Annotated in this window: 15 protein-coding genes; 5 read left to right on the top strand and 10 right to left on the bottom strand. The window is 42.2% G+C overall.

The window, feature by feature from the left end:
* Positions 1-85 precede the first annotated feature (85 nt).
* The 8 genes from AC57BQ_RS05755 to AC57BQ_RS05720 form a co-directional block, all read right to left on the bottom strand.
* A complete protein-coding gene (locus tag AC57BQ_RS05755) occupies positions 86-622 on the bottom strand; it encodes an RNA polymerase sigma factor (protein WP_090472018.1) in 537 nt (178 codons plus the stop codon).
* Between the two features lie 37 nt (positions 623-659).
* Positions 660-1,466: a DUF4350 domain-containing protein gene (locus tag AC57BQ_RS05750; protein ID WP_496405356.1), complete on the bottom strand. Its 807-nt coding sequence runs from the start codon at positions 1,464-1,466 to the stop codon at positions 660-662.
* 20 nt (positions 1,467-1,486) lie between these two features.
* Entirely contained in the window at positions 1,487-3,385 is a 1,899-nt protein-coding gene (locus AC57BQ_RS05745; RefSeq protein WP_496405355.1) for a glycoside hydrolase family 97 protein, read from the bottom strand.
* A 31-nt stretch (positions 3,386-3,416) separates the two neighbouring features.
* The gene (locus AC57BQ_RS05740; RefSeq protein WP_496405354.1) at positions 3,417-4,949 is read right to left on the bottom strand and encodes a RagB/SusD family nutrient uptake outer membrane protein; all 1,533 of its coding nucleotides are present in this window, start codon (positions 4,947-4,949) and stop codon (positions 3,417-3,419) included.
* 17 nt (positions 4,950-4,966) lie between these two features.
* Positions 4,967-8,380, bottom strand: coding sequence for a SusC/RagA family TonB-linked outer membrane protein (locus tag AC57BQ_RS05735; protein WP_496405353.1), 3,414 nt, complete (start codon positions 8,378-8,380; stop codon positions 4,967-4,969).
* A 272-nt stretch (positions 8,381-8,652) separates the two neighbouring features.
* Complete coding sequence (locus AC57BQ_RS05730; protein ID WP_496405352.1) at positions 8,653-9,837, bottom strand: FecR family protein; 1,185 nt, start codon at positions 9,835-9,837, stop codon at positions 8,653-8,655.
* 300 nt (positions 9,838-10,137) lie between these two features.
* The gene (locus AC57BQ_RS05725) at positions 10,138-10,698 is read right to left on the bottom strand and encodes an RNA polymerase sigma factor (RefSeq protein ID WP_496405351.1); all 561 of its coding nucleotides are present in this window, start codon (positions 10,696-10,698) and stop codon (positions 10,138-10,140) included.
* Between the two features lie 333 nt (positions 10,699-11,031).
* Positions 11,032-12,876, bottom strand: a complete 1,845-nt coding sequence (locus AC57BQ_RS05720) for an alkaline phosphatase (protein WP_496405350.1) — start codon at positions 12,874-12,876, stop codon at positions 11,032-11,034.
* A gap of 508 nt (positions 12,877-13,384) precedes the next feature.
* On the opposite strand from AC57BQ_RS05720, the gene AC57BQ_RS05715 reads away from it, so the two are divergent.
* Entirely contained in the window at positions 13,385-13,897 is a 513-nt protein-coding gene (locus AC57BQ_RS05715; RefSeq protein WP_496405349.1) for a hypothetical protein, read from the top strand.
* A 92-nt stretch (positions 13,898-13,989) separates the two neighbouring features.
* Here the strand turns inward: AC57BQ_RS05715 and AC57BQ_RS05710 are convergent, their stop codons facing one another.
* On the bottom strand, positions 13,990-14,451 hold the full coding sequence (locus tag AC57BQ_RS05710) for a nuclear transport factor 2 family protein (protein WP_496405348.1): 462 nt from the start codon (positions 14,449-14,451) through the stop codon (positions 13,990-13,992).
* A gap of 362 nt (positions 14,452-14,813) precedes the next feature.
* Here AC57BQ_RS05710 and AC57BQ_RS05705 point away from each other — a divergent pair, with 362 nt between their 5' ends.
* The 3 genes from AC57BQ_RS05705 to AC57BQ_RS05695 all read left to right on the top strand — a co-directional run bounded on the left by AC57BQ_RS05705 (position 14,814) and on the right by AC57BQ_RS05695 (position 18,191).
* The gene (locus AC57BQ_RS05705) at positions 14,814-15,386 is read left to right on the top strand and encodes a Crp/Fnr family transcriptional regulator (protein WP_496405347.1); all 573 of its coding nucleotides are present in this window, start codon (positions 14,814-14,816) and stop codon (positions 15,384-15,386) included.
* Between the two features lie 64 nt (positions 15,387-15,450).
* Positions 15,451-15,930, top strand: coding sequence for a DoxX family protein (locus AC57BQ_RS05700; protein ID WP_496405346.1), 480 nt, complete (start codon positions 15,451-15,453; stop codon positions 15,928-15,930).
* 347 nt (positions 15,931-16,277) lie between these two features.
* Positions 16,278-18,191: an ulvan lysase-like protein gene (locus AC57BQ_RS05695; RefSeq protein WP_496405345.1), complete on the top strand. Its 1,914-nt coding sequence runs from the start codon at positions 16,278-16,280 to the stop codon at positions 18,189-18,191.
* Between the two features lie 81 nt (positions 18,192-18,272).
* Here the strand turns inward: AC57BQ_RS05695 and AC57BQ_RS05690 are convergent, their stop codons facing one another.
* Entirely contained in the window at positions 18,273-18,590 is a 318-nt protein-coding gene (locus AC57BQ_RS05690) for a hypothetical protein (RefSeq protein ID WP_496405344.1), read from the bottom strand.
* Positions 18,591-19,146: 556 nt separating this feature from the next.
* Here AC57BQ_RS05690 and AC57BQ_RS05685 point away from each other — a divergent pair.
* Entirely contained in the window at positions 19,147-20,445 is a 1,299-nt protein-coding gene (locus AC57BQ_RS05685) for an NAD(P)/FAD-dependent oxidoreductase (RefSeq protein WP_496405343.1), read from the top strand.
* The last annotated feature ends 25 nt before the right edge of the window (positions 20,446-20,470 follow it).

The raw sequence follows: 20,470 nt of genomic DNA, 5'->3' as shown, positions 1-20,470 counted from the left end.
AACTGTTATTTAAACAGTTTTTGGTTTTGATAGTATATACAAAGCTTAGGCGGCCTGGTACCAGATTTATTTTTATAAAAAACACTTAAAACATACCCAATTTTGTACGTAGTATTTTCAAGGCGTTGGAAAGCTGGTTTTTAACTGTGCGCGGGGTAATGTTAAGCGTTTCAGAAATTTCATTGACAGAAAGATGCTGCCTGCGTGATAATATAAAAACCTCCTGCATTTTTCGGGGCAGTTCTCTGATCTCACCATCAATTACGATCGAAAGTTCTTTAGCCATCAGGTTATCTTCATTGGTATATTGATTTGCCTCATCCAGGTATAATAGTTTTTCCAACCTCTTTCTTCTGGCCGAATCTTGCTTATAAAAGTTAATGATGTTATTTTTCAGTATCTTAAAAAGATATGAGGGTGTATAAGCATCGGGGTTAAGGTTCTGCCTGCAATTCCATAAACTTATAAAAACTGTTTGCACCAGGTCTTTAGCATCCTCCTGTGAGGATGTTGAACGATAAGCTGTTTGGTACAAAACACGCCAGTTTCTTTTATAAAACTCATCAAAGGCGCGGATATCCCCTTCTTTAATTAATACGATCAATTCAATTTCTGAAACCATTGCTTAGCACTGATATGATTGATTATTTGTTTTCTTTTTAGTTCCCTTTTACAGGTACCTGATCTAACAGCCACTTACTCAGATCATCCGCTGCCTTATCATTGTCAAACCCCATAGCAGCAGGTAATCTGCCATTAGTATATTCATTGTATAACCAGGGATCGCCCACAGCCACTACCCTGCCTTTTCCATACCGGGCGGTGCCTACAATTACGTGAGCATCATCAATAAGCAAGGGTTTGGCCGGGGCTGATAGTTGAAGTGTGGCGATGTCTTTTAGATAAACTTTTTTGGCGGTTTTAAACACCGGATCATTCGCAGGGATATTAATGGCCCCCATTTCAAACTGGGTACCAATCACATGCTTGTACAGGTCATCATTAAAATGGATCCCGAATTTTGCCGCCAACACGTTTAGATGTGGTAATTCGGCATTAGCACTATCATTAGCCATTAAAACCAACACACCACCTTGTTTAACCCAATCAACTATGGCTTTGATATGCTGGGATTCGATATAGTGGGGATCAGCAGTTTCTTTTTTAGTATCCGGGTCAACAATAATGTAAATGTTGGTTCCCTTTAAGTTATCAGGGGTTGGTTCATTTTCAAGACTTTTTAAACCGGCTTCATTCTTCTTGAAAATATCTCCCCAGATAGAAAAACCACTACTTTTAGTATCCTCCCAGGTATAATGATACCGCTCCTGCTCCCCAGCTTTGTTTTTCCGGTATTCATTATTAAAATAATAATCTAACGTAACTGTTTTTTGCTGTGCCTTTAAAGCAGGTGATATCATTAAGCTAATGACCAATAGAATGCTGTAAGCAGTGATCTTTCTCATATTTTTTAATTTGTGATCAATTATTGCAGATTAAACCTGGCCACATATCCGCCTCCTGTACCTAAGCTCAATGATATTACGTCGGTGGATTTTACTACTGAATTTTGAGTTTTTAAAGCCCCAGCATTATCCGGATCGTCGGTAAGACTTGAGCATTTAGCCGAGGATTTTAAAAAGCTAAGTGGTATTTGAATGTTTTTAGGCTGGGTTCCGTTCATAACAGCTAAAAACCAGGTATTACCCTTTCTGCGGACAAAGACGGCCAACTCTCCTATTGCCGACGGCTGCAGCACAATGGTTTCATCCCAGGTGGATGGAATACTTTTGATGATATCTACTCCAGGGTTCTCCAGCAAATGTTGCGGACTGGCAGCATAGGTTAATACCGGGGCAGTTAAAATAACAGCGCTTGCAATTTGATTTGTCCAGGTGGTGTTTTTACGGCGCTCACCAAAATGTACTGGCGTGTATTCTGCCGGGCCAGCTAAAAAACGTGTGAATGGCAGTGTTGTGCTATGCGTTGCTCTGTCCGCCAGTCTGCTTGACTCCATCCCTTTAACCGCTTCGCGCGTCAGTTCATTCGGCCAGGTACGTAGCTGACCAGTTGGTTTATTGGAGCCATGGAAATCAACCATTAAATGTAATTGAGCCGTCTCCACTAAGATATCTTGGTACAGATCGACTACTTCTTTGGCTTCGTTATCAAAAAAATCGATCTTTAAGCCGGCTATACCTAAATCATGACAGCGTTTAAAGCGGGCATGCCTTACGGTAGAATCACGCAGATCCTTAGAGTGCATCCACACCCAGATACTTACCCCACGTTGTTTGGAATAATTAACCAGATCCTTAAGCTCATCATCACTCCATTTTTCCCAAAAGCCTTCCATTATATTATGCTCAAAACCCAGTTCAGCAGCTAATCTGGAATACTCCTTCATATTGTTCACTGTTTTATCGCCAGCTCCATCAAGGTATTGCCAAACAGCACGGCCGGGTTTTACCCATGAGGTATTGATACCTTCCGGAAAGTATTTTTTATCGGGTGGTGGGCATAAATTATGAACAGCGTCGCAATTCACCAGCGTATTTAAGTCTGCCCCTATCATAACTACCCGCCATGGGGTGATAATGGTTCCACGAATCGCAGCTGGTTTTGAAACCCGTGCTATATCCTCTTTACTATATCTTAGTTCATATGGATGGGATATGGGATGATGATCGGCCAGTTGTAAAACCAGTTTGCCCTGGCCGGTTGATTGCAGTGCCATGCCTGCATAATTTTTCAAGTCGGCTTCGGTAATAGATGCATATCCTGTATTACCCGGCAGCTTAAAAGTAGCGGGAGGCGCTATCCATTGACCGGAACTTACAGAATCTATCAGTTTTTGGGTATGCTGGCCCTCATAGTGCCCATTAAGGTCGTGATACCAGATAATGCTTCCGGTGGGGACGTTAAACTCAGTAGTTTCGTCAGGGATCCGGTTATCATTTTTGCTTCCTGGGACTGTAAAACTAAAGGCGGCGGCATCATTAAATACCCTAATATCGAGCATAAATGCTATTTTACCATGCAGTAATTTAATTTTTGCACCGTTAAAATGATTAACAGCTACCGAATGTGCGCCGTACCATGGATAGCTTTCGTTTAAGCTATAAGTTGTACTGCCGGTAATGGTAGCCTGGTTGCTGAGCCCAACTTTATCGATACTGATTCGCAGGGCTGAAGCATTGATTACCGCTTTATTTTTGTACTGGATGCTATAAGATAATGCTCCTCCCTGATCGAGCACTTCCAAACGGATTTGCTTATCAGGACTGTAAATCGTGACATTACCTGCCGCAAACAGTATAGCGGGACAAGCGATGAGCAGGAATACCAAACTCATAGCTATTTTCAATTGATATTTTGTTTTCATTAATGTTTTCTGATAATAGTTCTTTTGAAGATCAATAGCCCGGTGTTTGTTTAAATACTGTATTGCCCACCGCTTTGGCAATATCGATCTCGGTTTGCGGAACAGGCCAAATAGTATCACGCAGCGGGAATGTTCGCTGTGCGGCATTTGGGTCTTTGATGGTGGGTATGATCACCCTATCAAGCGCCCACCTTTTCAGATCGAAATACCGTTGACCTTCCATCGCCAGTTCAATTCGTCGTTCATGACGTATACGGCTGCGCATGTCAGTCTGTGAAAGTCCGTTAGGGATAGCAGGCATATTGACGCCCGGGCGTGTACGGACAGCATTAATAGCCGAATAAACACTGAGATCGGGACCCGACACTTCGTTTTTGGCCTCGGCATACATCAGTAAAACATCGGCATAGCGCAGGTAAACCCAATCCTGATCACTTTGGGTACCAATAACCGTTGCCCGGGTTGAATCAACACCTTTTTTGTTCAGGAAGCCGGCAGTAGCCCCAATAGCCGCAGGAACAAAAGGTATCCCTCCTTTGTATAAAATACCCGGGGTTAATATTGTAGCTAATAGCCGCGGATCACGGTCCAGATAAGGAGTTGCAGGCTTGTACAATGGGGAGGTAGTTATAGGCTGACCATCTGTACATTCATAATCGTCAACCAGGTAACCCAATGGCTGAAAACTTGAGCTGTAGGTATATAAATAATCGGCAGGGCTGAATGCCGTAGGAACCTGGTATCTCCCCGAGAATATAATTTCCGGATTATTATTCTGCCCGGGTTTTAAAAACAAATTCTTGTAACCGCCGGTATAAATGCTGAATTTTCCATCAGATATAATGGTATTGGCAACGGCAGCTGCCTGCTGATACTGACGATTGGCCATATAAACCTTTACAATATAACCTAAGGCCGAGCCTTTAACCGCGTGACCATTATAAGCTGTATTCGGTAGGTTACTAGCGGCAAAGTTCAGATCATTAAGGATGGTATCCATTACTACCGATTTAGGCGTTCTGCCTAACTGTGAATTTGCGGGGTTAATGGTTATCTGGTGGGTTGACAGTACTACATCTCCATATAACTGGGTAAGCATAAAATACCAATAAGCCCGCACAAACCTTACTTCGGCCACGTATTGATATAGGGTTTGCGAAGGTAGATTGATCTTCCGGACGTTATCCAGAAAGGTATTGCACGCCTGTATCGCCCTGTATGAAGTGGTATAAGCATCCGTTTGCAAACCACCTACCGTTGGGGTAATAGCACCTTGGGCAATGTTGGAATATGCTCCGCTATAAGCATTGTCGCTCAGGCTTTCCCAATATGGAGTGCCTGCCCCAAAACCCTGTCCAGTATTACCAGAGGCTGTGTAGTTAAACCCCTGTATAAAAAAACTGTAGATACCTGACAACGCCAGATCGGCATCGTTTTGTGTTTTCCAGTATACTTCACTGCCAATATCTGCCGGCGGATTTTGATCTAAAAGATTCTTTTTGCAGGCAAACAATAGTGTAGCCATTAAAGAGATCATTAAATATTTTACTGCTGTTTTCATCATTATTTTGATAAATAAGTTTAAAATGTTGCCTTTACCCCAAATGAATACACCTGGTTTTGCGGGTGCGTAACAAACCTCGTATTTGAAGCCACGCGTTCCGGATCAAGCCCCGGGAACTTGGTGAACGTAAACAGGTTATCTCCGGCAAAGTAGATGCGCAAGCCAGACATGAACAGGTGGTTAGCAAATTTTTTCGGTAGATTATATCCCAATTGAACATTCTTTAACCGCAGGAAAGAGGCATCCTTTAAATAATAGGTTGATGCAGTATTCGCGTTACTGCTGATATTACCCTGGCCTAATACATAAACCATAGGCATGGTTGTACTGTGGTTAGTGGGTGTCCAGGCATTTAGCCATTCACTTGGCGGCGGCGAACCCTGGTTAAATGGTTGTATACCCCAACCATTTACATATAGTTTTTGACCGTAAGAACCATAAAAGAAAACAGTAAGATCAAAATTATTCCAGGTAGCACCCGTATTAAAAGAATAATCAAATTTGGGGTAAGCACCGGGTACTATTACACGGTCATTATCGTCAACCTTACCGTCGTTATTGGTATCGGCATATTTGATATAACCGGGTTGAGGGTTATATTGCTGTTTAGGTGAATTGGCGATCTCCTCTGCGGATTGAAATATCCCCACATATTTCAGCATATAAAAGCTTCCGTAAGGCTGCCCCTCCTGGTTAATGGTGTTGGTTCCGGTGTTGATAGCCGGGGCGCCATAGGATACCAGGGTATTTTTATTAGCTTGTATAGTTCCGCCAAATGTAAAACCAACCTTACCAAACCTATCATTATACTGAAAAGATGCCTCAATGCCTGTATTTTTCATTTTACCATAATTAATGGTGGGTGCACTAAGACCAAAATATAACGGGGTAAGCGGTGCGGCATTCTCCAGGATACCTGAGGTTAGCTTATTATACCAATCTAACGAAAAACTGAGCTTGTTGTTAAGCAGGGCAAAATCTGTACCCAGGTCAAATACACGGGTTGTTTCCCATTTGATATTTGGGTTAGTCAGTGAATTATTAACTACCCCACTAGTAACCGTACTGCCTGAAAACGGATAAGCATAACTGGTTTTGGTGTTGTAATAGCTCTTAAAATTATAGGTCTCCTGGTACGGATAATTACCAATATTCTGATTACCCAGGTTACCTAATGAAGCCCGGAACTTTAAGTTATTTAACCAGCTTACATTAGACAGGAATTTTTCTTTAGTGACTACCCAACCCAAAGACACCGATGGAAAAAATGCCCATCTATTGTTTGCCGGAAAACGTGAAGATGCATCAAACCGCGCATTGGCCTCTAACAGATATTTTTCCTGATAATCATAGTTAAACCTGCCATAGTAGGAGTGCAAGGCGTAAATATTACTGGTTCCGTTATTTAATTGCGAAGCAACCGGCCCTGCATCAATCTCCTGTAAAGTATTGGTAGCAAAAGGTAAATTCCGGATACCTTCTAAATTTTGCGATTTATTATACTCCACCTGTGTACCGGCCAGCAATTTAAAATTATGCTCGTTGTTGATCGACCGGCTATAGGTAAGTTGAGTGTAAGCAATCGGATAGAAAGTATTGTTATCGGTTACATCAATACCCTGGCCATTAACATCAAGGGTACGCTCGGGAGCATCAGTCGGCTTGGCAAACCAGTTATACTGATTAATTACAGGTTTAAAATCGGTGGTTTTATTAAAGTCGAAATTAAAACCCGCGTTAGTACGCCATTCCAAACCTTTTAATAAACGGATATTGAGGTAGAAACTGCTTTGTACATAATAATCGTTTTGTTTATTAATAGCGTTTTGCGCAATGGCTATCGGGTTTTTATTAGGTGTTTGAACACTGGGGAATACCGAGTTTGTATAGCGTCCGCTACCGTCAGGTAAAATGGGACCATACAATGGTGTTTGAGATAATGCCGATAAGAATTGATCCTGGCTACCCCTTGAGGTATATCCCCGTTCACTATAGTTTAAAGTAATGTTTGATCCAAATGTTGCCCATTTATTTAATTTAGAATTCAGGTTAACCTGTAGATTGTATTTTTTGTAATAGTATCCCAGCATAATATCCGGCTGATCGACAAAACCCAAGCCTACGTTAAACGTTGTGCCATTGCTACCTCCGGTTATGCCAATGTGATGCGTTTGTACATTAACCGTCCGGAAAATGGCATCCAGCCAATTATAATTAGGATATAATTTAGGATCCGAAGGATTTTGATACAGCGCTATTTGTGCATCAGTAAATTTATTGGGATAATTTGAATTGGTAGCAGCCTGGTTCCATAAGGTCATGTACTGCACGGAATTATAGATCAGATTATTAGGTAGTGCAGTCGGGCGCGTTATCCCGAGATTATAGTCATAAGAAAGCTGAAGCCTTCCCTCCTTACCTTGTTTGGTTGTAACCAGTATTACACCATTAGCCGCGCGTGTGCCATATATAGATGCCGATGCGGCATCTTTTAACACGGTCACCGATTCAATATTTTGCGGATCAAGCGCAGTAAGGCTTCCCGGCAAACCATCAATGATCACAAATGGCGCATTACCGGCACCGCTAAAAGTGCCATTACCCCTTATCCGCAGGGTTGTACCCTCATTACCGGCCTCACCTGATCCCTGTACTACTGATAAGCCAGGTAATTTCCCCTGTAGTAGTTGAGTTGGATCAGTTGCTACCCTTTTATTCAATTCAGTACCGCTAACCGTAGCCACGGCACCAGTCAAATCAGCCTTCTTTTGAGTTCCGTATCCTACAACAATCACTTCGTTCAGGTTATTGGTAGCATCTTTCAAGGTTACATTGATCACGGTTTGGCTACCGACTGTTATTTCCCGTGTTTCGAAACTCACATAAGAGAATACCAGCACGGCCTGTTCATCAGGTACTTTTATAGCGTAATGCCCCTGAACATCGGTGATAGTACCTGTCGCAGATCCTTTTACTTTTACATTAACCCCAATTAATGGTTGTCCTTTATCGTCAACAACTTTACCCTGAACATCAATACTGGCTTTTATATCTGTTTTAACCTCAGCCTCTCTTTGCTTGATCACGATGGTTCCCTGGATGATCTTATACGTGATGGGTTGATCACGAAAGCAGGTATTTAAGGCATCTTCAACCTTCACGTGTTCCAGGTCGATGTTTTTAATGTGGATGCGTGATATATCCTGTTTTACGTTTACAAAGATCAGTTGATAGCCGCTTTGCTTTTCAATAGATTCCAGGACAGTTTTGATGCTTACATTTTTTTCATGAAGCGTTACAGTTTGGCTCAAACTTCTTGCGCTTACACTGGTCAAAAAGGCAATCATTATAATGGCAATCAGTTTCATAACCAATAAAAATTTAGTTATAGCCGGCCACTTGCCCGGCATGGACTTAGAAATGAATTTCATACTTTTGTACAGTTTGGGTTAGACTCGAATTTTCAATTATGCGGTCAGCAATAATTGGTTTGCCCAGATACAACCGGATGAGTGTTCCAGCACTCTCCGGTTTTTATCATCGTTAAAAATGTGTGAAACGGGCTGCGTATATAATCGTAATTATGAGCCCTCTACTTCTTAAGGTGCAGCAGGTATTTGTTCGTTCATCGTTTTTAATTTAAGTGAATAACTGGTTATTGTTCTCTTGTATATACAGATCAATCTTCTCACACACTAATCTGTTATTTAGTTATCGTTACGGTTTTTCCTTTGATATTAAAATGCAGGCCCGCATACTTTAATATGTTGACGAAACCATAAAAATCAACCTTGCGCGACATTTTGCCGCTAAACTGAATTTCAGGAATATCACCCTCATATACTACATCAAGGTCATACCATCGTGCAGCCTGTTGCATAATGCCTTTGATGCCGGCATCTTTAAATAGGAAGAAGCCGTTTTTCCAGGCCATTTCCTCATCTATATTGATATCGCTGGTTACTTTTTGCTGCCCCAGGTTGTTGATTATCGCTTGCTGCCCCGGCTTGATCACATTGACGGCAGATGATGATTGCACCCTCACAGAACCTTCTAACAGTGTAGCCTTGCAGCTGGCCTCATCGTCATAAGCCATTACATTAAAGTGGGTGCCTAAAACCTGTACTTCGGCCTTATTGGTTTTTACAACAAATGGCATAGCCGCGTTTTTGGCCACCTCAAAATAGGCTTCGCCGGTTAAATAGACTTTTCGCTCCTTACCTGAAAAAGCTGTTGGGTATTTTAAAGTAGACGCGGAATTCATCCAGACCTTTGATCCATCGGCCAATATGAGCTGATATTCTCCGCCACGCGGAACCATGATTGTATTGTAGGTGAGGTTTTGCTCTGCATCGGCGCTGCCCGCACTTTGCTTATAAGTCAGTACATCGTTTTGGTTAGATACAGCAGTACCATCTTTTTCATTCAGAGATATCTTTGCGTGCTTCTTAAGCGTTACTTTTTGACCATCATTAAGGATCAATATGGCATGATTGCTTCCCGGGTTAATCGATTCCTGCGCTATTTTGTTAACCAGCTTTTTTGGGGATTTATCGTTGCCCCGGTATATTAAGATAGAAACGGTTAATAACAATACCACAGCAGCAGCGTACTTCAGCAGTGACCTATATTTAAACCGATGGGTTGTTTCTGTTGTAACCAACTTTCCCTGTAGTTTTTCCCAGGCGCTGTTGTTATCAATTGTATTCCAATAGTCAAGTTGTTTTTCCAGATACTCAGGATTGGTCAACTTGTTGAAAAGCGTCTGATTAGCTTCACTTTCATCTATCCAGTTTTTTAACCACAGATGTTCATCAGGCGAAATATCGCCATTCAACAATTTGCCGATAAGCCCGGCAACATAAATATCGTGTTCGGTTTTTTCCATTGGTTACTATACAAACACCTATGGATACATAACAGGTGACAGCCTTTAAAAAAAAATTAAATTAAACGTGAGTTCGGTTAGGAAATGTAAGCCTGATCCAGATATCTATTTTAGCAAAAGTGGGTTTACATGGTTTACACTTTTCATGGTTTACACAAATACATTTATTTGAAAATGAGATAGTTAAATTCAAAAAACGCGTTAAACTGGGTTTACACTGTAAACCATAAACAAAGCAGTCGGGATACTACTAAATAAAGAGAATTGCTTATCCAGACCGCACAATATTTTAATAGTGAATCACAGCACTTTATGTATCAACAATGCTATAGCTGTTGGCGAGTGTTTTAATATTTCGCGCAAAATACGCAGACTGCGTACTTTTTGGGTTTTGACGGTATTGATAGAAACCTGTAGATAGTCGGCTGTTTCCTGATTACTCAACCCTTCAAAATAACTCAGATAAATTACCTTGCGGTAGCCTGGGGATAATTGTTGAACCGCTTGCTGAACCTCATCAAGCACTTCTGCTTCAATGAGTTGGTGTATGACATTTGGTTCTTCAATAACATCTACCTGCGCACCTTCAAATTTGTCAACAACCTTTTGATGTTTGTAAGAGTTGATACAACTGTTTTTTGTGGTTAGATATAAAAAAGCCTTTATAGAATTTAAATCACTAAAACTCCTTCGCCGTTCCCACAGTTTTACAAAAGCATCCTGAACAATATCTTCAGCAAAGTTTTCATTAACAATTCCGGCAGCAAAGAAACAGACCCGTTTATAAAAAAAGTTAAAAACGTGATTGAACGCTCCCATATCACCATTTTGAAATGCTGTTATAGAAACTGTTTCAGGCATAAGCATCAATCTTAGTTTTTTAAGGTTAATCAATACCGACTGTAACGTTATCAAATCATTACAGTAAAAACCGGGCTTAATCAGCTGTTTCAATTACCTCATTGTTGCTGATAACAGAGGGCATGATCAGGGGCTATTCACGGTTATAATTGGTTAACTAAATTAGAGATAAATGCGAACAGAAGGACAAGAAGTTGAGTTAAAAATGCGCAAACGTTTCCGGAAAGTTAAGGGCAGGTAAATAACCAGTTATATAAAACAAACAAAAAACACCCCAAATGAATCATTCAAGGCGCTTTTTGTTCGGAGTTTATGAAAGTGTCCGATTTACGCTTACTTAGCTTTGATCAGGGCCAACAATTTGTTAAAAATCTCGGTATTCTGATACACTCCTCTGAAATCACCGGCATGAGGGCCGTACGCAAAGACAGGAACCGGCGTGCCGGTGTGGTCATTCGTGCTGAAGTCTCCCCAAACATATCCGTTCTTAATATTGCCATCAAGCAGGGTTAAGCCACCCGTTTCGTGGTCGGCGGTTACGATGACCAGTGTTTCGCCATCTTCGTCCGCAAAGCGCAGGGCATTACCTACTACCTGGTCAAAATCGCTGTTTTCGGTAATTACCTGTTTCAGGTTATTGCTATGGCCACCATGGTCAATTTGCGAACCTTCAACCATCATAAAAAATCCCTGTGGGCTATTTTTAAACGCCGTAGTAACTTTATTAAAAGCCAGGGGCAGGTAATTTCCTCTGCCTTCCATTTTTGGCCGGGTTACACTATCATCCACCAGGGCCACTATTTTAGGCGCCTGTGAATTTAAAAACTCATTAAAATCACGAATAATGGTATAGCCCTTTTGCTTCATTTTATCCAGCGGCGTTTCGCCATTTACCCTTTCTGTAAAATCTTTATAGCCCGAACCTAATAAAATATCAATTGGCGTTGATACCATATCATTGGCGATAGCTGCGGCGCTCGAACGCTCTGACTGATGCGCATAGAATACCGCAGGTGTGGCATCGGTTAATTCGCAGGCAACAATGTCGGCAGTTTTCTTTCCGGCTTCGGCGCTATAAACGGCCAATGATTTTAGTGGTTTGCCCGATGGATCAACCCCTACTGCGCGGTCATCTGTCTTTTGACCGGTAGCGAAAGCTGTACCTCCGGCAGCTGAATCGGTGATATAAGCATCAGCCGAATAGGTGATAGAAAAGCCTATATTTTGCATCTGGAATATATTCAGCTGCCCGCGGTTAGCTGTATAGGTTGAATAGATCTGCGATAAGCCCATGCCATCGCCAATACATAAAATAATGTTTTTAACCTTCTTTTGTGTCCCATCTGAACTATAAGTTGGATGGTATACGGCGTAAGGTGCCGGCGATAAATATTCGCTGTGCGGCTTTTTATTCAGGAAATCACCAAGCTCTTCTATTTTATCTGTACCAATCACGTCAACACCCAGTCTGACAAGGGCCAGCCAGCTGCTTTTAGTATCAGGGGTTTCCCAAAAACGGACCATTTTTCCGGCCTGATGCACACTGTCTATACCTGCTTTCACTCTGCTGATCTCTTCTTTGTTCAGTACGCCCTTACCGTTCCATTTCAGATATTTACTGAAGGGAAAGCTGACCAGCCCTACCTTTTTCCATTGCCGGGCATTAAAGCCATCCATATGGTCAACATCAAAGGAGATCCAATCAGGGTAGTTAGTCATTTCGGCAGCTGGCGGTACGGCGCCAGTCATTACGATAGACAAACGTCCCGGGTGCCCCTCATAGGAAAAATATTTTTCAAGCGGTTTTAACTCTTTGATCACCAATGGCAATACCGCTTTGTGATCTTCCTTGATCTCGATCAGTAGGCGGAGTTTCCGCTGACTGTCACGGTTAAATTTTTCGATCAGCGGATCGATATAAAGAATTTTCAACGACCGTTTGGCGCTGATCTCCTTTTTATCATGAGCCACCATCAGCTGACCGTTAACTGCATATACATCAGCCTCTATGGATCCAAAACCTTTTTCGTATGCCCGCAAAAAGGGGATATTATTTTTATAATCATTGTGCGAATGGGCGTCGGCAACGGTATAGGTTTTTGTTTGTTGTGCGTTGGCGCTTATCCCGGTAATTGCTAAGGCCCCTAAAATGGTAACTGCTTTTGTAAAATTATTCATGCGGAAATTGTTGATATAAAACGACGGTGCAATATAGCCCCTGTTTTAATTTGCGCCAAAGAAACTGTTATCTTGTTAACATAAATTAAACTGAATGTTAACCTGATCCTTTTCGTAGTAGCGATCCGCTCAAAAACTTTTTAAACCTCAAATTTTAACACTTTTCGGGCCGAAATCGGGGCAAAAACAGTTGAAAAACTATCGAAAATCTTCATTTCAACACTTTTTAACAAATTTCAATACGGTTTTGAGGTATTTTGAAAACTTTAAAAAGTATTAAATAATTGACTATCAAATAACTACACACAAATCAGTCTATTTTGGGCCTTGTTTGGCCTTAACCAAACAGCCCGGTTCCCTTATAAAAAGAGAACCGGGCTGCCGTTTGTATAAATATAAGCAAAATTTGTGGGATACTCATAAGATAATTTATCCAGGTACCTCTATCCTACTTAACAGCTAATTCCCTATATTTAATACAGAAACTGTTAACCTTAAAAATCAAATTATGCCGAACCACCTTTCTGTACTTGGGATCATCCACACCATTATCAGTGTGCTGGCCATCATTGCTGCCATTATAGCTTTACTTCGCCATGGAAAAATAAATCCGGGTGAAGGCGCGGGCCGCTTATACGTTATTTTAACCATTATTACCTGCCTTACCGGCTTCCCGATCATGAAAACAGGGCACCCTTCTGCGGGTCACGCACTTGGTATTATTATCCTGGTGATATTGCCCATCGCGGTTTATGCCAGGTCGATCCCTTTTTTTGGAAAAGCGGCCGATTATATACAGATCATCCTGCTGTCGTTAACGCTCTTTTTCTCGATGATACCTGCTACCGTCGAAACCCTCACCCGGTTACCCATCAGTCAGCCTTTGGCCAGCGGTCCTGACTCGCCTATGGTAAAAATGTGGCTCGGCATCTGGTTCCTGTTATATATCGTGGGCGTCACCTATCAGATAGTTAAATTACGGAAGCTAAAAAAGGCTACTCCTCCACCAGCAGTATCATAAAATCGGGAATATCAGGCAGCTTATTTTATCTTAAGGATTGCACAGTTTTGTTGCGCAAGGCAATACTTTTAATCACATCAGGATTCGGGTGGTTAATTTTTAAGTGCGCTGTCCCAATGCTCGGCTATTTTTCCGTTTTCGATACGTAGCATATCAAACCAGGTGGTAATATATTTTTTGCCTTTAACCTTCGGATCTGGATGTTCATCTTTAAAGCTAAGTACAACCAGGTTACCTTCGGCAACTATGGAAATCAGCGGCGCTTTAACGGTTGCCTTTATAGCTAAAGGTTTGGCAAATTTGGAAAAGAAATCAATAAAGCCCTGCCGCCCGGTTGGTACATTGGGGTTATGCTGAATGTATGTTGGTAACAGATATTTGGCTGCAAGCTCAAGATGTCCGCCTTCAAGAACCTCCCGCCAAAAATCATAAACCAGTTTCTTATTTTTGGCAAGCTGAGGGTCTTTGCTGTATAACATAGCTTTTTGGTCCTGCCCAAACGTGTGAAAATTCAGCAAAAATGCGAAAATGAATAATAAGCCTGCTTTTTTCATGATTTATATTTGATAGTTAAATATATTGATTTAAAAATACTTTGTCACTAATTAAGTAGCAGTAAGCATGCTTTCTAAGCTAACCAGGCTATTATTCGGTAAGTTTAACGTTATCGCTATGGGTGTTTCTGCGCTTAATGGCGCTAAATTATTCACGATAGCAAATAATTACATAAATTGCTGGAAATCTTAGAGGCTGTTAAAAAATGTGATAAGGTCTTTATGGACGTTTCAGGCTTAATAATCGACCGTTTTCAGCTATAAAAACTGCCGTAATTTACTAATTCTGACCGTTAAAACTCGTTATAACATTTCTATAAAATTAAATTCAAACAGCCTCTTAGATAAATATTTCTGATTTAATGAGCGACCTCCTGTTACAACATATCCATCAGCATGCAGATCTTTCTGCCGATGATGCCCGGCTTGTACTCTCCAACTTTAAGACCACCCACATCAAAAAACATGGGTATCTGATACGGGCGGGCGAGATATGCCGGTACGAGAGTTTTATTGTGAAAGGCTGCCTAAAAGCATACACACTTGATGAGCAGGGTACCGAGCATATCGGTTTTTTGGCTGTAGAAAACTGGTATGCCGGTGATCTGTACAGCTTTTTAACCGGGCAGCCTTCCACGCTTTATATATCGGCTTTGGAAAATACCGAGCTTTTGCAGATAGATAAACACGCGCTGGACAAGCTGCTGATAGCGGTACCGGCTATGGAAAGATATTTCAGGATACTTTTTCAAAACGCCTTTGTGGCCTCACAATCACGGGTGATGGAAGCGATCAGTTTTACGGCCGAGCAGCGTTATGACATCTTCCTGAAGCGCTACCCTACCATACAACAACGGATCCCCCAATACCTGATAGCCTCTTACCTGGGTATAACACCCCAATTTTTAAGCAGGATCCGCCGTAAAAAACTATAACGGCGGAGACAATTTATGAATGTAGTTTCATAGACAGCATTTTCGGTGTGCCGAATTTTGCTTCATGAAAAATATCAGAAACACAGTTTTTAATACCTCGGGTAACTGGCCCGCAACTATCAGTCGCCTTACTTTGGGCTTTATATTATTACCGCATGGCGCTCAGAAACTATTGGGGCTTTTCGGAGGAATGGGTTTTTCAAATACTATGCAATACTTTACAGACGTGGTGCACCTGCCCTGGCTTATTGGTTTTATCGTGATCATGATCGAGTTTTTCGGCTCTATGATATTGCTGTTGGGCTGGGCAACACGTATTGTCGCCGCCCTGATCATCCCGCTGTTTATCGGCATTATCATTACCCACCATTGGCAGGCCGGCTTTTTTATGGATTGGTTTGGCGCGAACCCAAAGGGCTTTGAAGGTTTTGAGTTCGATCTGCTGATGATCGGTCTGGCCGTGTCACTTGTTATTAGTGGCGGCGGGAGATTTTCTGTGGATCATCGGGTATCATCAGGGCAAATAACCACCTCGCCTATTTAAATATTTGATAGGCGAGCGTGGACGCTCAACCCCATCGGGGTGAAATGTCGGTAGCAAACATATTGACCTTGATATTCGCTCCTTAGGTGCGTAACTTGTTGCGTACCTAAGGCACGCTTATTTTGTTATACCCTTTTCTACCGACATTATGTACCTACGGTACTTTGAATCCCTCCGCCTATTTAAGTGTGGACGCTTAAATACACAGTAGGTGAGCGTGGACGCTTAAACTGGCGAAGAAAATAACAGCCCCGGCATGGCAAAACAGGCTATTACATCGTTGTAGTTGATTTTTTTAATCCCTAATCATCTATCAATTACATTTGTGACCCATACCTGTTATAACCATGATATTATCCAGAAGAAGTTTCATTAAAACCACTGCCATTGGAACGGCTGGGTTGATCAGCGTATCGCCATTGACAAATGCCTTCGCCTTAACCGTTCCTCCTGTTACTGATGATCTGTATGCCTTGAGCGATCAGTTATTAGGGCAATGGGCTAAAGGTTTGCTGGCGCTGCAGGTTCTGGATAAATCAAATACCGATAATTATGGCGGCTTATATTGCCCGGCCAACAAAGCGGTTCATGGCCGTGGCAGTGATGCTATTTACCCCTTCTACCATCTGGCCCAAAAAACCGGCGATTCCAAATACACAGATGCCGCGGCATTGCTTTATAATTGGATGAAAACCCGGGTAAGCCAGCCCGATGGTTCCTGGTTAAATGAACCCGTGAAAGGCTCCTGGAAAGGTACTACCGTGTTTTCGTCAATAGCACTGGCTGAGACGCTGAAAAACCATGGCTCCATCATGGATAAGAACTTTAAAACCGAGCTTACTGACCGCCTGCAAAAGGCGGCCGACTATGTTTACACTAACTTTTCCATGGAGTATGGCAATGTTAACTATCCTATTACCGCCTCCTACGCGCTATCACTGATAGGCACTATGCTGGATATCCCGAAGTATAAAGATAAAGGCCGGGAGTTTGCACACACCGCTTTAAAATATATCACGCCTAAAGATGGTTTCATCTATGGCGAAGGCGGCCCTAACAGCAAAGCAAGTCCCAAGGGATGTTTTTCTGTCGACCTGGGCTATAATGTAGAAGAATCATTGCCTTCGTTGGTGCTTTATGGCTTATTGACAAAGGACGAGGAAGTATTGGACGCGGTAACCCACAGTTTACGCACCCATATGGAGTTTATGCTGCCCGATGGCGGATGGGATAACAGCTGGGGTACACGTAATTATAAATGGACCTATTGGGGCAGCCGTACCAGCGATGGTTGCCAGGCAGCCTACACGCTAATGGCCGACCGCGACCCGAGGTTTTATAAAGTGGCACTGCGGAACACCCAATTACTGCAGGAATGCACCAAGGATAATTTACTGTATGGTGGGCCGCATTATATATCGCACGAAGTACCGGTTTGCGTGCACCATACCTTTTGTCATATCAAAGCTTTGACCACCATATTGGAACACGATCATCAGCCGGCGAAAGTAAATGTCGATAGCATCAAACTCCCCCGCGAAGAAACCTATGGCATCAGGGCTTTTAGCGATATACAAACATGGCTGGTAGCCAAAGGAAAATTCAGGGCCACGATCACCGGGTACGACAGGGAATATAAGGAAACCAAAAACGGACACGCCACAGGCGGTGCCCTCACCATGCTTTGGCATCCAAAAACAGGTCCTATATTTGCCGGCAGCATGAACCAGTATCAATTGTTTGAGGCTGATAATATGCAACCCGATACAGACCCGCTATCCATGCCGCTAACGCCACGCATTGAGCTCCGGGTAGGTGAATCGGTGTTTATGAATATCAACGATCTGGGAGCTCAGATAACACGCGGAGACATCAGCGGACAGGAGGTTATCAAAACACAATCAAAACTGGTCGACAAAAATCAGCAAAACCCACCAAATGGTGAAGTTAACTGCCAGATAACTTACCAGTTTGCCGGCGAGCGGGTGATCATCAAATACAATATCGAGAAAAGCAGTTATGATGGCCAGACCAGGATCATTTTACCTGTAGTTTCCAGATCAACGGAGAAGTTCGTGCTCGAAGAAAAACTGATCCGCATAAACAAAGAAAAAGCCACTTTACAAATAGCATCAACCGATAAGTTTATAGCCATGCCTACCACCAATAAAGGCAGGGTGTTCAACTTTGTACCGGGCCTGGAGGCTATCCCCTTGAGTATAGATCAGAACGAAGCGACCCTTATTATCGAGGTGATATAATAAAACCCGGGACACTATGTATCCCGGGTTTTATAAGTATTTAAATATTCTATTCTCTTAAAAGATGTCTATCCTTTGCTATTAATTGCTTTTTAGAATAACGTGGCCAGAGTTAGGTGTACCTATAGGTGTGCCACTTGGAACATCAGGGTTTGTATCACCATACAGACACACCGGCTGATTTGGGGAATCTTTACAATCTTGTGCTGCTATAGCCATAGCCTTGGTAACAGCATCGCTAAAAAGATGCGAACCCACTGTTTCACCAGATATATTAACCTGATACCAATACAATGCTAAAAACTTCTTTTCATGATGAACCGGGGTTTTGAATGCAAATGCTCCGCAGATACCAATCACTAAGGTCAGTGTCAATAATGTAAGCTTAATTCTTTTCATGGTTTTTATTTTTTTACGTTAATAGTTGCATCAAGGTAATAATAATTTTTCATAAATATTATTGTATGATTCATTATGCAGAGAATTAAATATCATATTCATTTATCTGATAAATAACACAATATTTAATACTTCTTCCAGGTAGTTTTGCGTTTTCTATACAGTACTTCTCTCCCCCTCAGGGTCTCTCGTAGAGCGGCAATAAAACATCCTTAGGGTCCCTTTCAGGAGACCCTAAGGGGACGGAATGTATGGTGCGGTGATAACACCGACCATAGGCTAAAAAAAGGAGGTGTCACCCTGAGCTCCGTCGAAGGGTGGAGCGTAGAGGCCTGCCCACCATGGTTCGACGAAGCTCACCATGACACCCTGTTTGTACGACTGTCTTTTCATGAGCTATCACCTTTTTTCCTTACACTTAGTGTATAAAATACACACTTAATCATCCTATTGTAAATACTTTCATATCAGCCCAAGTTAGTGCTCAAAAGCAGATACATCCGGTAAAAATAGAGGTATATTTGTGTATAAAATACACTATCAAATAATTGATAAAATGAGCACTCCTAAAACTATACCTGCAGGCACGGACAATGTCCAAAACACTGCTAAAAAAATTGTTATTGTTGGAGGTGGATTTGCCGGGATAAACCTGGCCGAACAAGTAGCCAAAAACAAAAATTACGAGGTTATTTTGCTTGATAAAAACAATTATAACTACTTCCCTCCCCTGCTTTACCAGGTGGCAACAAGCTTTTTGGACCCATCAGATATCAGTTACCCTTTCCGTAAAATGTTTCGTAATAAACGGATCAGTTACCGCATGGCCGAAGTAGTCAAGATCGACCCTGCATCACAAACTGTACACTTAACCAACGAAGAACTGAAATATGATTACCTGGTGTTTGCATCAGGTGCCAGAATAAACTTTTTTGGGATGGAAAATGTTCAAAAGAACGCTATCCCTATGAAAACCATTGACGACGCCCTGCACATGCGTAATGCTTTACTGCAAACCATGGAACAGGCCGCCATGACTAAAGACCTGGCCGAACGGAAAAAACTGTTGACCATTGTAGTTGCAGGCGGTGGCCCTACCGGGGTGGAAATTGCCGGGATGCTGGCCGAAATGAAAAAGAACATTTTTTTAAAGGATTATCCCGAATTGAAGGGAACTCCGGGTGGTATTTACATTGTTGATGGCGGCAAGAACCTGCTGGGCCCCATGAGCGAAAAAACACACCAGGAAGCTTATAAGGTACTTTCAGACCTGGGTGTAAAAGTAAAACTGAACACACAGGTTAAGGATTATGATAAACATGCGGTTACCCTGTCAACCGGCGAAACCATTGAGGCTGGAACGTTGATATGGGCTGCCGGTATTACCGCCAATACTTTTGAAGGCATACCGGAAAGTAGCCTGGGCGTTGGCCGCAGGATGATCACCGATGAATTTAACAAGGTAACAGATCTGGAAAATGTATACGCCATTGGCGATGCCAGCGTACAGATAACGGACGAGCGTTATCCTAAAGGTCACCCGCAACTGGCGCAGGTAGCTATACAACAGGGCCGTAACCTGGCTAAAAACTTTATAGCCATGCAAAAAGCCAAGCCTTTAAGCGCATTTAACTACTTTGACAAAGGCGATATGGCCATTATCGGTCGTAACAAGGCCGTGGTCGATCTGTTTAAGAACAAGTTGCACATTGGGGGCATCATGGCCCTGTTCATGTGGTTGTTTATCCACCTGATATCATTGGTCAACTATCGTAATAAATTAAAAACCCTGTATAACTGGGGTACTGCCTATATGTCAAAAGATCAATCGTTAAGGATGATCTTCAGATCATAACAATTCTTCAAACCGGGACATGCAA

Source organism: Mucilaginibacter sp. BGA-UO-ETr-C110 (assembly GCF_059567985.1).
Note: the sequence above shows the minus strand (reverse complement) of the source record. Positions and strands in the feature narration are given on the sequence as shown.

Excerpts from the sequence above, each read along its gene's own strand:
- AC57BQ_RS05755 (WP_090472018.1), bottom strand. The coding sequence starts at position 622 with ATGGTTTCAGAAATTGAATTGATCGTATTAATTAAAGAAGGGGATATC.
- AC57BQ_RS05750 (WP_496405356.1), bottom strand. The coding sequence starts at position 1,466 with ATGAGAAAGATCACTGCTTACAGCATTCTATTGGTCATTAGCTTAATG.
- AC57BQ_RS05745 (WP_496405355.1), bottom strand. The coding sequence starts at position 3,385 with ATGAAAACAAAATATCAATTGAAAATAGCTATGAGTTTGGTATTCCTG.
- AC57BQ_RS05740 (WP_496405354.1), bottom strand. The coding sequence starts at position 4,949 with ATGATGAAAACAGCAGTAAAATATTTAATGATCTCTTTAATGGCTACA.
- AC57BQ_RS05735 (WP_496405353.1), bottom strand. The coding sequence starts at position 8,380 with ATGAAATTCATTTCTAAGTCCATGCCGGGCAAGTGGCCGGCTATAACT.
- AC57BQ_RS05730 (WP_496405352.1), bottom strand. The coding sequence starts at position 9,837 with ATGGAAAAAACCGAACACGATATTTATGTTGCCGGGCTTATCGGCAAA.
- AC57BQ_RS05725 (WP_496405351.1), bottom strand. The coding sequence starts at position 10,698 with ATGCCTGAAACAGTTTCTATAACAGCATTTCAAAATGGTGATATGGGA.
- AC57BQ_RS05720 (WP_496405350.1), bottom strand. The coding sequence starts at position 12,876 with ATGAATAATTTTACAAAAGCAGTTACCATTTTAGGGGCCTTAGCAATT.
- AC57BQ_RS05715 (WP_496405349.1), top strand. The coding sequence starts at position 13,385 with ATGCCGAACCACCTTTCTGTACTTGGGATCATCCACACCATTATCAGT.
- AC57BQ_RS05710 (WP_496405348.1), bottom strand. The coding sequence starts at position 14,451 with ATGAAAAAAGCAGGCTTATTATTCATTTTCGCATTTTTGCTGAATTTT.
- AC57BQ_RS05705 (WP_496405347.1), top strand. The coding sequence starts at position 14,814 with ATGAGCGACCTCCTGTTACAACATATCCATCAGCATGCAGATCTTTCT.
- AC57BQ_RS05700 (WP_496405346.1), top strand. The coding sequence starts at position 15,451 with ATGAAAAATATCAGAAACACAGTTTTTAATACCTCGGGTAACTGGCCC.
- AC57BQ_RS05695 (WP_496405345.1), top strand. The coding sequence starts at position 16,278 with ATGATATTATCCAGAAGAAGTTTCATTAAAACCACTGCCATTGGAACG.
- AC57BQ_RS05690 (WP_496405344.1), bottom strand. The coding sequence starts at position 18,590 with ATGAAAAGAATTAAGCTTACATTATTGACACTGACCTTAGTGATTGGT.
- AC57BQ_RS05685 (WP_496405343.1), top strand. The coding sequence starts at position 19,147 with ATGAGCACTCCTAAAACTATACCTGCAGGCACGGACAATGTCCAAAAC.